This is a genomic window from uncultured Veillonella sp. (assembly GCF_963551295.1).
In the GTDB taxonomy this organism is placed as follows: Bacteria; Bacillota; Negativicutes; order Veillonellales; family Veillonellaceae; genus Veillonella.
This window is the reverse complement of record NZ_CAUVFT010000017.1, coordinates 1-12,518: the sequence shown is the minus strand read 5'-3', so window position 1 is coordinate 12,518 and position 12,518 is coordinate 1. Positions and strand designations below refer to the sequence as shown.

Below are 12,518 nucleotides of genomic sequence, written 5' to 3'. Positions count from 1 at the left end.
TATATGTTGATGGCAGTTGTTTAGAAATCAGGAGATTTAGCATTGGCAAATTTATATATTGGGCTCGTTCATTATCCGATTATGAATAAGCATAAAGATGTGATAACGACGGCCATTACCAATTATGATATTCACGATATTGCACGCGCATCTATCACCTATGATGTATCTAAATATTTTGTGATTCATAATATACCGGCTCAACGAGAATTAGCAGCTACCATTATGGAACATTGGAAGTCAGGCTTTGGTAGTACCTATAATCCGGACAGAAAAGATGCTTTCACAGGCGTTGAACTCGTTAATTCTATCGCTGTTGCGGTGCGTACTATCGAGGAATTGGAAGGGGTAAAACCTATCGTAGCAACTACCGATGCTAGAACTTATGATAATACAATTTCCTATGCACGGATGCGCGAACATCTTGAAAATGAGGGGCGCCCTGTGTTAGTATTATTTGGTACCGGTTATGGTATGACAAAAGAAACGATGGAAAGCTTTGACTATATTTTAGAACCTATATATGGCCATGGTGAATACAATCATTTATCCGTGCGTAGTGCCGTATCAATCATCTTAGATCGGCTGCGGGGCGAAGCATGGTGGAATAAATAGGAGGCGTCTATGTCAGGACATTCTAAATGGGCAAATATTAAACATAAAAAAGGTAAAACCGATGCATTAAAAGCTAAATTGGCTACAAAAATCGGTCGTGAAATTACCGTTGCAGCACGCATGGGTGGTGCAGATCCAACTGGTAATATGCGTTTGAAATTGGCTTTACAAAAAGCTCGTGAAAACAATATTCCTAAGGATAATATTCAACGTGCTATCGACAAGGGCGTTGGCGCTACCGATATGAACGCATATGAAGAAATCGTATATGAAGGTTATGGTCCTGCCGGTGTTGCCGTTACTGTAGAGGTTATGACGGATAATCGTAATCGCGCGGCTGCTGATGTGCGTCATGCCTTCTCTAAACAAGGTGGCAACCTTGGTGAAAGCGGTTGTGTAGGCTGGATGTTTAAATCTAAAGGTGTATTCGTTATCGATAAAGAGGGTCATGATGAAGACGAAGTGACAATGCTCGCTCTCGAAGCTGGTGCAGAAGATCTTAAGTCTGAAGATGATGTGTTTGAAATTTATACAACACCAGAGGATTTTGATGCTGTAGAAGCAGCGCTTGCTGATGCGGGTATCGAAACTGTAGTAGCTAAAATTACAATGGTTCCAGATACAACGATTGAGTTAGCTGGTGATGATGCTGTAAAAATGCAGAAAATGCTTGACGTATTGGATGATCTTGATGATGTACAAAACGTATATCACAACGGTATTTTGCCAGACGATGAAGAATAAATAAACAGGGGCACTCTATGGGTGCTCCTTTTCTATTGATGAATTAAATTAGAAAGATATGTAAAAGTTAAGAAAAGTAATAGATTTCTTATATTAATTATACGGGAATTCATGAATTTCGATGTGATATTGTGCTATAATAATATAGATTATGTAATGGAGGTAGGCGATAGCTTATCTCATTTTTAAACTAAGGGGGTTGGGGTGCGCATTATAGGAATTGACCCAGGCACGGCTATATGCGGATACGGCATTATTGACGTGAAGGGCAGCAAACTAACACCAGTAGCCTATGGGGCTATTACAACTCCTAAGGAATTAACTGATTCACAGCGATTGGAAATTCTATTTAATGATCTTAGCGATCTTTTAGAGGAATACAAGCCAGATAAGTTTGGAGTAGAGGAATTATTCTTTAACCGCAATGTAACGACAGCCATTAAGGTTGGACAAGCACGAGGGGTCATCTTATTGGCCGCCGAGCAACAGCGTATTCCACTCTATGAATATACGCCGCTACAAATCAAGCAAGCGGTCACTGGTTATGGCAAGGCTGATAAGAATCAGGTCATTTATATGACGATGAATATTTTGGGGATTCGTGAGAAAATCAAGCCCGATGATACAGCAGATGCATTGGCAGTTGCTATCTGTACGGCTCATAGTTCTCACAATGATAGATTGAAGAGGTTGGTATAATGATAGGGTATGTACGGGGCATCGTAACACATCTCTTTAAAGAGTCTTGTTATGTAGATGTACATGGCGTAGGGTATCGCGTATATGTGCCGACCACTACGCGTCAACAATTGATAGAAGGTCGTGAGGTGACGCTATTCACGTATCTTAATGTACGAGAAGATGCGATGCAACTCTACGGCTTTTGGACGGAAGAGGAATATGAGTTGTTTATACTTCTTATTTCTGTTTCCGGCATCGGTCCCAAGGTGGGGCTTGGCATCTTGTCTGGTATGACGCCAGAGGCTTTCAAATTAGCAGTTATCAATGGACAGGTGCAACAATTAACTAAGTTACCTGGCATTGGTAAGAAGTCTGCAGAGCGACTTGTTTTAGAACTGAAGGATAAGATTGCTAAGATGACACATATTTCTGCAGAATCACCTGCGGCTATTCAGCCTATTGGCGTCATTGCTAGTGGTGCCGCAGGGGAGGCTATTGAAGCTCTCGTATCATTAGGATACTCCGAGCGAGATGTGGCTGATATTGTTGAGTCTTTAGATGATGGTAAGCGCGATGTATCTGAGTTGATTAAAGTCAGCTTGATTGAGCTTGGGAAAGGACGATAAGGATGAATGAAGAAGTACGCCTTGTCGGCAATGGCGAGCACGAAGAGGATATATGGCAATATAGCCTTCGACCTAAGTTCTTTAATGAGTATGTAGGGCAAGAAGAGGCTAAAGGCAATCTAAATGTGTATATTCAGGCTGCAAAGCAACGTGGTGAAGCATTGGATCACGTTTTGCTCTATGGGCCTCCAGGTCTTGGTAAGACTACATTAGCAGGGATTATTGCGAATGAATTGGGTGTTAATTTTCGCATAACTTCTGGTCCTGCTATTGAAAAGTCTGGTGATTTGGCTGCGATTTTAACAAATTTAGATGATCATGATGTATTATTTATCGATGAGATTCATCGCTTGTCCCGTAGCGTAGAGGAAGTGTTGTACTCTGCCATGGAGGACTATGCTATTGATATTATCATCGGTAAGGGACCAAGTGCTCGAACTGTACGCATTGACTTGCCAAAATTTACTTTGGTAGGTGCCACTACTCGAGCGGGTGCTTTGGCGGCACCGTTACGGGACCGATTTGGTATTATTAATCGGTTGGAATATTATAAACAACCAGAGCTAGAATTTATTGTGACTCGAGCCGCAGAAATACTTAATATTGGTATTGTGTCGACTGGGGCAAGCGAAATTGCACGTCGTTCACGAGGAACACCGCGTATCGCAAACCGTCTGCTTAAACGGGTACGCGATTTTGCACAAGTCATTGGTGATGGGGTTATCACTCAAGAAATTGCAGATGAAGCATTACAACGTTTATATGTAGACAAAATGGGACTTGATCGAATCGATCGACGTGTGTTGGAATGTATTATTGAAAAATATGATGGCGGTCCTGTAGGGATTGATACCATTGCGGCGGCCATCAGCGAAGAGAGAGATACCATCGAAGATGTGTATGAACCATATTTGATGCAATTAGGATTTTTAGGACGCACACCGCGTGGGAGGGTGGCTACTAAATTGGCCTATGAGCATTTAGGTATTTCACAGACAGGGAAATAACAATGAAAACGAAACGATTACAATTGATGATAATGGCCACTTTATTTTTAGGTGTAAACATTGGTGGTGCTTCTGTAGCACATGGAGCGACGCTGCAAAATAAAAGTGCAGTGGTAACGAAAAAGCCAACGCCAAAATCAACAGTATCTAATACAACTGTATCGAAAGTAAATACGACGAAGAAATCTAGTTTTCGTCCACTTGCTACTAAACCAGTTGCAAAGCCGGTCGCAACAACTAAAACGGTTTCTAAGTCAACTGCTACATCTACGGTGGTTAAACCTAGTGCAAAACCGGTTAATGTAGCAAAGCCTGCTACAGCTACAAAGTCGGTAACGACGGCTAAACCAGTTAGTGCAACAAAATCAACTAGTACTGCGAAATCTAGTACTAATGCAACAGCTACGAAATCAGCTACTACAGGTAAAGCTACAACGGCTACAAAACCTGCGGCTTCTGCTGCTGCAAAGCCAGCTACTAAACCTGCAGTTACTGGTGATAAGCCTGTAGCACAAAAAAGAGCTACTGAAAAAACTGCTACTAAAAAGGTAGTAAAAACAACGGATGCGAATAGCATTCAAGCCAATACAGCAGTTATTACTCGCAACAAAGTGGGCTCCGTAGTGACGCCTGCCACAGAACGCAAAGAAAACATGCCAAATGTACGTGTTCTACTAGGTAGTCGTAGCTCCGATGCTACTGTTACATCTACAGCCAACATGGTTGTATTGAACAGCGGTAATGGTCAAGTTAGCACAATCAGTGCTAATCGTGGTACATCTATTGGCGTTCGCGCCGGCAAGATTGCTGTAAATGGAAAGGCTATTGATAGTGTGGTTACATTGAAGCCTGCGAATAGCGATGCACCATTCTTGTTCGAAGGTAAAGGTTATCGTGGCGGTTTAACATTACGTGCCAATAATGGAACCATGATGGTCATTAATTCTGTGCCCCTTGAGGATTACCTGTATGGTGTTGTCCCACAAGAGGTAGTACCGTCTTGGCCGGCTGCTGCATTAGAGGCACAAGCTGTAGCAGCTCGTACTTATGCTCTTCATACGATGGAACAAAATAAAGGTAAATTCTACGATGTGAGTAATTCCACGGATCATCAAGTATACAGTGGTGTGAGTGGTGAATCTCAAGCTACCACAAATGCGGTAAATAAAACTAAAGGCGTAGTTATGCTTTATGATCAACGCCCTATTAATGCCTTATTCCATTCTGATGGCGGTGGCTATACAGAGGATAGTGTAAATGTTTGGGGAAGTGATGTGCCATACTTGAAAGGGGTAAAAGACTTTAGTACTGGTACATCTACATCGAATTGGACTGTTACTACCTCTCGTCAAGCTCTTGAAAGTAAGCTTAATGCGGCAAGCAAAGGGGTAGGTAAATTGAAGAGCATTCAGTTGACCCCTCTTGGTAAACCAGGGCAACAAACATCTGACCGCGGTGTATCTGGTCGCATCAAGAGTGCAACTTTCATAGGCACCTCTGGAAAAACTACTGTAGACGGTGATGCATTGCGTAGTATTTTAGGTTTAAAATCTACACTATTTGATTTCTACGTAAATCATAATCCTGCTAAAGGTACGGGTAAGGCCTATCATAGCTTTACTGGAAAGAATGATACTGTCTATATTAAAGGCCACGGTTGGGGACATGGTCTTGGTATGTCTCAATGGGGCGCTGCAGAAATGGCAAAGCGTGCTAACCCTGGAGATACAAATTATTACCAAACTATTTTGCGTCACTACTATAGTGGCATTACATTGAAGAAAATGTATTAATAAGGATAACGATGAAAGTTACAGATTTTGATTATGAATTGCCAGAGGAACTGATTGCTCAACATCCCATAGAGCCTCGTGATACAGCACGGCTTTTAACCTTGGATAAGGTAAGTGGTAAAGTTAGTCATAAAGAGCATTTTTACGATTTGCTTGAAGAACTTCACGAAGGTGATGTACTCGTATTTAATAATACGAAGGTTATCCCTGCGAGATTATATGGTCATCGGCAAGGCTCTGGTGGTAAAGTAGAGGTACTACTACTCACACCATGTGGTAAAAACCGTTGGGAATGCCTTGTTAAACCTGGTAAAAAGTGCCCTGTTGGTCAAGTTATTGAGTTTGATGACCGCTTGAGAGGGATTGTGATTGATAAGACTGAATTTGGAGGTCGTATCATTGAGTTCACTTGCAATGGTGTATTTGATGATATCATTCAAGAGATTGGTGAAATGCCATTACCTCCATATATTCATGAAAAACTAGAAGATAAAGATCGTTATCAAACGGTATATGCTAAGGAGAAAGGCTCTGCTGCGGCACCAACTGCAGGACTTCACTTTACACCTGACCTCTTAGAAAAGATTAAAGCTAAAGGTGTAGAGCTTGAGTTTGTAACCTTGCACGTTGGATTAGGTACCTTTAGACCTGTGTCGGCAGAGACTATTGAAGATCATGAGATGCATAGTGAGTTCTTCGTTGTATCTCAAGAAACCGCTGACCGTATTAATGCAGCTAAGAGAAACGGACGCCGTATTATTGCGGTAGGTACTACATCTGTACGTACACTCGAGTCTGCTACGAATGATGATGGTGTATTACAAGGTATGAGTGGTTGGACTCAAATTTTTATCTATCCTGGCTATAAATTTAAGATGATTGATGCATTGGTAACGAATTTTCACTTGCCTCAATCTACATTGTTAATGTTGATTAGTGCACTAGCTGGTCGTGAACACTGTTTGGCGGCCTACGAAGAAGCTGTTAAAGAACGTTATCGTTTCTTTAGCTTCGGCGATGCTATGTTTATACGTTAGGAGGGACTATGCCGAGTATTACTTATGAATTACAAAAGACATGTCCTCATACGGGGGCACGGGCAGGTTTATTGCATACGCCACATGGTACCTTTCAAACACCGATGTTTATGCCTGTAGGCACGCAAGCGACAGTTAAAACTATGACACCAGAAGAACTAAAGGCTATGGGTTCTCAAGTTATTTTGAGTAATACCTATCATTTATTTCTTCGCCCAGGGCCGGAGCTTATAGAAGAGGCTGGGGGCCTACATAAATTTATGAATTGGGATCAAGCGATTCTTACTGATAGTGGTGGATTCCAAGTATTTAGTTTAGGCGATATGCGCAAAATTACTGAGGATGGTGTTACATTTAGATCCCACATTGATGGATCAAAACAGTTTCTATCTCCTGAAGTGGCTACAAAGGTACAAGAACAATTAGGTTCTGATATTGCGATGGCTTTTGACGAATGTATTCCGTATCCTGCCGATCATGATTATGCGAAGCGTTCTACAGCGCGTACCACACGTTGGGCTCATCGTTGCCAAGAGGCTCGTAAGGCTCATGACCGCCAAGGTATGTTTGGTATTGTTCAAGGTGGTATGTACAAAGATTTACGCAAACAAAGTGCGGAAGAGCTTGTAGCTATGGACTTTGAAGGGTATAGTGTCGGTGGTTTATCCGTAGGGGAACCTCATGATTTAATGAATGAAATCCTTGAATATACAACCCCATTATTACCGATAAATAAAGCTCGCTATTTAATGGGGGTTGGTACTGCGGACTGTCTTGTAGAAGGTGTTGCACGTGGAGTTGATATGTTTGATTGTGTATATCCAACTCGTGTTGCTAGAAATGGGATGGCCATGACCTGGAATGGTCGTCTTAATATTCGAAATGCTCAGTTTTCTCGTGATTGGGGGCCATTAGAAGAAGGGTGCCAATGTTATACATGCAAAAACTATTCTCGCGCTTATATTCGTCATTTGTATAAGGCGGAAGAAATTTTGGCGTTACGTCTTGTAACGTATCATAATCTCTACTTCTTGTTAGAGTTTATGCGTCAAATGAGACAATCTATTCTAGAAGATCGGTTCCCACAATTTAGAATGCAATTCTGGGATAGCTTTAAAAAATAGTAATTAAGTCTAGTCAAATTTATATTAGGTGGCTATACTAGAAAAGAAATACATATTTATTAATCTAGGAGGATAACATGGGAGATATTCAACAAATCTTGCAAACTAGCTGGCCTATTTTGTTAATGGTAGTGATTTTTTACTTTTTATTGTGGCGTCCACAAAAGAAACAACAAAAAGAGCGCGCTAACTTGTTAGGTAGCTTAAAAAAAGGCCAAAAAATTGTTACTATTGGTGGTATTTACGGCGAAATTGTTGAACTTGATGACGAAAAAGTCAAAGTACAGGTATCTGAAAAAGTTGAATTAACATTTGCTCGTACAGCAGTTGCTAACGTACTGTCTAAGAAAAACAAGGAAGAAAAATAATGAATACAAAGGAAGCAGTGCGCCAGGCGTGTAAGTCTCAGCGCGCTGCTTTATCCATTGCTGATTGTAGGCAGTGGACGTCGATGTTGACGAATCAAATCGTCAATAGTCCTGAGTATACATCGGCAAAAAATATTATGGCCTATTTGGCGATGCCCAAAGAGGCCGATTTAGACGATGTGATTCGTCATGCTTTAGAACATGGTAAATCCGTATACGTTCCAGTATGTACCGATAAGACGACTATGATTGCAGTTCGTCTTAAGTCTCTAGAATCTATTACTCGGGGTGTGTTAAATATACGCATTCCCTCTGAGCCATATGATATTATTGATCCACATGACTTGGATTTGATTTTAGTGCCTGGTGCTGGCTTTGACCGTCAAGGTGGTCGTATGGGGATGGGGAATGGGTATTATGATCGATTTCTCAAGGAACTTTTACCAAGTACATTTATGGGCGTATGTTGGGCGGTACAATTATGGGATACACTAATCCCGATGGATGAGTTAGACCAACGGATGAGTAAAATCGTGACAGAGCAAGGCGTTATACATTGTGTATAGCAGAAGGGAGCAACTATTTTGAACGGTAAAGCTATTATCAAGTTTTTAGTAGTCATTGCTGTCATCATTGGTACCTTTGCGTATTGTATTCAACCTTTAGCAGGTTCTTTGAAACAAGGCCTTGATTTACAAGGTGGTACGCATATTGTATTGGAAGCAGAAGATTCTGCGACTGGTACAGCTGACAATGATGCAGTAGAACGGGCAAAGCAAATCTTAGAGCGCCGTATTAATGAAATGGGTTTGTCTGAACCATTGGTACAACGTGAAGGGGCTCGTCGTATTATCATTGAATTGCCAGGTGTAAAAGATCCTGACGAAGCGATTAAACGTATCGGTAAAACAGCGGTCTTGGAATTTAAAAACGACCAAGGTCAAACCGTTATGACTGGTGATGATTTAAAAGATGCGAAAGAAGAGTTAGGTCAAAATAAACAACCACTCGTTGCTATTGAATTAAGCGATGAAGGGGCTAAGAAATTTGCTGATTTAACATCTAAAAATATTGGTCGTCGTATTGCCATTACATTGGATGGTAAAGAATTGACTAATCCTGTAGTACAACAAGCAATTACAGGTGGTAAAGCCACTATCTCTGGTAGTCAAAGTTTAGAAGAAGCTAAAGACTTGGCTATTTTATTACGTTCCGGTGCATTGCCTGTTAAAATTAATGTATTGGAAGTGCGTACAGTAGGTCCTTCTTTGGGGCAAGACTCCAAGGATAAATCTGTTATAGCCTTCAGTGCCGGTATTGCAATGATCATGATTTTCTTGGTTATTTTATATCGTTTTTCTGGCATCGTAGCTAATATAGCGTTACTTGTATATGTTATGCTCTTATTACTCGTGTTGGGCAAGGGCTTTAATGCGACTATGACATTGCCAGGTATTGCTGGTATTATCTTATCCATGGGTGTTGCAGTAGATGCGAATATTCTAATCTTTGAACGTTTCAAGGAAGAGGTATTTTCCGGTAAATCTATGCGGGTTGCTATGGAAGCAGGTTTTAGCCGTGCGTTATCCACAATTACTGATGCAAACGTATCCGTTATCATTACAGCTGGTATCTTAACTATTTTAGGATCTGGTCCTGTAAAAGGCTTTGCTATCAGCTTAGGTGTAGGTGTTGTGGTAAGTATGTTCACAGCGATTACTGTGAGTCATTTCTTATTGCGCTTATTAATCGATTGTAACTTTACAAACCATCCATTCTGGTTTGGTGCGAATATTTCTCCAAGCACAAGTGCTGACGCATTTGCACCTAAATCTTTGAAAGGAGGTAAACGCAAATGACATTAGACGTAATTAAACATCATCGTTGGTGGTTTGCTATTTCCTCCACACTCGTTATTATCAGCTTAATTTCCATATTTACTAAAGGGTTTAACTTTGGTATTGATTATACTGGTGGTACTATTGTTGAAGTTGTATTTGATCAACCTGTAGAGGTTAGTCAAGTTCGTGACGTTCTAAAAGAATATAATCTTGAAAATGCACAAATTCAGCTTTCCGGTGATACTACTGGTGATACAGCTGGCGAAGACGTAATGATTCGTACACGTAATCTTGAGTCTAGTGAAAGTGCAGCTGTTGTTGATTCTTTGACTAAATTTATTGGTAACAATACAGTTAAACGTATTGAAACTGTAGGTGCTGTAATTGGCTCTGAAGTTACAGAACATGCGTTATTAAATCTTGTTATAGCATTCGCAGCATTAGCTCTATATATTTCTTATCGTTTTGAATATAAGGTTGCCATTTCTGCTTTAGTTGCCATTTTCCATGACTTGATTATGGTTCTTGGTGTTTTCTCTTATTTCCAACTAGAAATTGATGCATCCTTCTTAGCTGCCATTCTTACGGTTGTAGGGTACTCTATGAATGAATCCGTAGTAATCTTTGACCGTGTTCGAGAAAATACGCATACTCACAAACGTTCTGATACATTTGCAGATCTTGCGAATGCATCTATTACACAAAGTATTCATCGTAGTTTCTATACATTGGCAACAGTTATGTTTGCCTGTGTATCCCTTTATTTATTTGGTGGAGATACTACAAAGAACTTTGCTCTTTGTATGATTATTGGCTTTGCTAGCGGTGCGTACTCCTCTATCTGTGTAGCTACATCCTTGTGGGTTATGTGGAAGAGCCGCAATAAAAATGACGTACGTAATCAATAATAAGTTATAAATTATTATTGTGTTAATGATTAAAGTACAAGAACCTCTCTTGATTTATTTCTGAGAGGTTCTTTTATTTTGCCATCTTTTATTATGTAAAACGGTATAGGTATATTACAGATAATATTCATTTTTAACTATACAAAATTTAAAGAGGCTTGTTCTTGAATTCGATAAGATAGAGGCGTAAAATGGCTAGGTGACACGATATAAAAGGAGATACAAATATGGATTCAAATATGGATTCAAATAGATTATGGAGCCCTGCTTTTACTAATTATGGTATTAGTAGTGGTATTTTATATATGACTCAATATGTTCTCGTAGCGGCATTGCCAATTGTAATCACGTCTGAACTGAGTGGCAGCGATCTTGATGCGGGCTTAGCAATGACATATTTTCAAATTGGTACAATTTTATGTAGGATTTTTGCAGGACGATTAATAGATGGTTTTAATAAGCGTATTGTTCTATTAATATCAACAGCCTTGTTTTTCATTATTATGGGATTATTTAATTTTACTACCTCCTTAGAGGCTGTTTTTGTACTACGTGGGTTACATGGTGTTGTGTTTGCCCTTGGAACAACTGTGATGGCTACTTTAGCAGTATTAGTATTGCCTCCTAATCGAAAAGGTGAGGGGGTTAATATGTTTGCTATCTTTTCAAATATAGCAATGGTTTTAGGACCTGCTATCGGTCTATATGCTTTATCGTTATACGGTAGTATGGCATTGTATATATTTTTAACGGTTATGACTGGATTGGCCATGGTCTTAAGTAATATTATTCCCCTATCAAAGGAGTTAACATTACCTAAACAATCAAAATATAAAGGTTGGCATATTTCCCAGTTTATAGAAAATAAAAGTTTACCTTGGGCTTTAATGGGCTTATTTATCGGTTTTACTTACTCTGGTGTTTTAGTTTTTATACCTATAGAACTTAATAGCATGGGGGCAGGAATATGGGGAAGTGCTTTCTTTGCTATTTTTGCGTTGATGATTATTATTAGTCGGCCTATAGTAGGAAAAATATATGCTCGATATGGTTCAAAAATTATTATCTATACAGGATTAGGATTATTTATATTAGGCTTATTTGCATTGGGATTAGCTATAACACCATTAGCTATTCTATTCACCGCTCCATTGTTGGGGTTAGGCTATGGTGCAGCACAACCTGCATTCCAAGCGTTAGCTATACAATCAGCTCCTATTGAGCGTGCGGGTGTATCAACAGCAACTTATTTTCTAGCCTTAGATATAAGTGTCGGTGCTGGATCGGTTATACTTGCAGTATTAGCTAGTGCGTGGGGCTATCAATATTTATATATGTTCACTGCATTGGTTATGGTGATAGCACTTGCTTTGTATCATATATGGGTAAAAAGATATACTCCTTTAGAACTATAGATATTTTAAGGTAAAAATTGGGTAAAGAAGTATTTAACAAGTTAAAATGGATTTTAATGAGATATTATATATAGAATGTTAAAAAAATGATGAAAGTAAGATGAAAATGATAAGGTAGCAATTTTATATATTGACGTTTATTATATTTATGCTATACTAATACAAGTCATTAGGACACAGCTCAAATGATAAGTATAAAAAACTTCTTAAAAGTTAAAAAAAGCACTTGACGTAATGAGCTTAACTTGATAGAATAATCAAGTCGCCAGTTGATGAAACACTTCGACGAAAGAATGTGTAGACTGGCACAGATCTTTGAAAACTGAACAATGATAGGTAATCAATCGAAATGATTGAAC

The 12,518-nt window shown here is 39.6% G+C and carries 13 protein-coding genes; all 13 read left to right on the top strand.

The features are described 5' to 3' along the window. Positions 1-42: 42 nt before the first annotated feature. Positions 43-615, top strand: coding sequence for an RNA methyltransferase (locus tag RYO55_RS06005; protein WP_005377916.1), 573 nt, complete (start codon positions 43-45; stop codon positions 613-615). A 9-nt stretch (positions 616-624) separates the two neighbouring features. After that, positions 625-1,359: a YebC/PmpR family DNA-binding transcriptional regulator gene (locus tag RYO55_RS06000; protein ID WP_221741834.1), complete on the top strand. Its 735-nt coding sequence runs from the start codon at positions 625-627 to the stop codon at positions 1,357-1,359. 204 nt (positions 1,360-1,563) lie between these two features. Beyond that, positions 1,564-2,058 carry a crossover junction endodeoxyribonuclease RuvC gene (ruvC, locus tag RYO55_RS05995; RefSeq protein WP_221741836.1) on the top strand — a complete coding sequence of 165 codons (495 nt, stop codon included), beginning with the start codon at positions 1,564-1,566 and terminating at the stop codon, positions 2,056-2,058. After that, positions 2,058-2,666 carry a Holliday junction branch migration protein RuvA gene (gene ruvA, locus RYO55_RS05990; RefSeq protein ID WP_314984626.1) on the top strand — a complete coding sequence of 203 codons (609 nt, stop codon included), beginning with the start codon at positions 2,058-2,060 and terminating at the stop codon, positions 2,664-2,666. Before ruvC ends, ruvA begins: the two co-directional genes overlap by 1 nt. Before the next feature lie 2 nt (positions 2,667-2,668). Further along, complete coding sequence (gene ruvB, locus RYO55_RS05985; RefSeq protein WP_038125893.1) at positions 2,669-3,673, top strand: Holliday junction branch migration DNA helicase RuvB; 1,005 nt, start codon at positions 2,669-2,671, stop codon at positions 3,671-3,673. 2 nt (positions 3,674-3,675) lie between these two features. Further along, complete coding sequence (locus RYO55_RS05980) at positions 3,676-5,466, top strand: SpoIID/LytB domain-containing protein (protein WP_314984623.1); 1,791 nt, start codon at positions 3,676-3,678, stop codon at positions 5,464-5,466. Between the two features lie 11 nt (positions 5,467-5,477). Continuing rightward, positions 5,478-6,503: a tRNA preQ1(34) S-adenosylmethionine ribosyltransferase-isomerase QueA gene (gene queA / locus RYO55_RS05975; protein ID WP_314984621.1), complete on the top strand. Its 1,026-nt coding sequence runs from the start codon at positions 5,478-5,480 to the stop codon at positions 6,501-6,503. Between the two features lie 8 nt (positions 6,504-6,511). Beyond that, positions 6,512-7,627 (top strand): tRNA guanosine(34) transglycosylase Tgt, encoded by a 1,116-nt coding sequence (gene tgt, locus RYO55_RS05970; protein WP_221741844.1) that lies wholly within the window; start codon positions 6,512-6,514, stop codon positions 7,625-7,627. Positions 7,628-7,704: 77 nt separating this feature from the next. Further along, entirely contained in the window at positions 7,705-7,995 is a 291-nt protein-coding gene (gene yajC, locus RYO55_RS05965) for a preprotein translocase subunit YajC (protein WP_105087073.1), read from the top strand. Then, the gene (locus RYO55_RS05960) at positions 7,995-8,561 is read left to right on the top strand and encodes a 5-formyltetrahydrofolate cyclo-ligase (protein WP_314984618.1); all 567 of its coding nucleotides are present in this window, start codon (positions 7,995-7,997) and stop codon (positions 8,559-8,561) included. Before yajC ends, RYO55_RS05960 begins: the two co-directional genes overlap by 1 nt. A gap of 18 nt (positions 8,562-8,579) precedes the next feature. Further along, positions 8,580-9,854: a protein translocase subunit SecD gene (gene secD, locus RYO55_RS05955; protein ID WP_314984616.1), complete on the top strand. Its 1,275-nt coding sequence runs from the start codon at positions 8,580-8,582 to the stop codon at positions 9,852-9,854. Further along, a complete protein-coding gene (gene secF, locus RYO55_RS05950) occupies positions 9,851-10,744 on the top strand; it encodes a protein translocase subunit SecF (protein ID WP_314984615.1) in 894 nt (297 codons plus the stop codon). The genes secD and secF overlap by 4 nt, the downstream gene beginning before the upstream one ends. Before the next feature lie 239 nt (positions 10,745-10,983). After that, positions 10,984-12,159: an MFS transporter gene (locus RYO55_RS05945; RefSeq protein ID WP_314984653.1), complete on the top strand. Its 1,176-nt coding sequence runs from the start codon at positions 10,984-10,986 to the stop codon at positions 12,157-12,159. Positions 12,160-12,518: the final 359 nt, after the last annotated feature.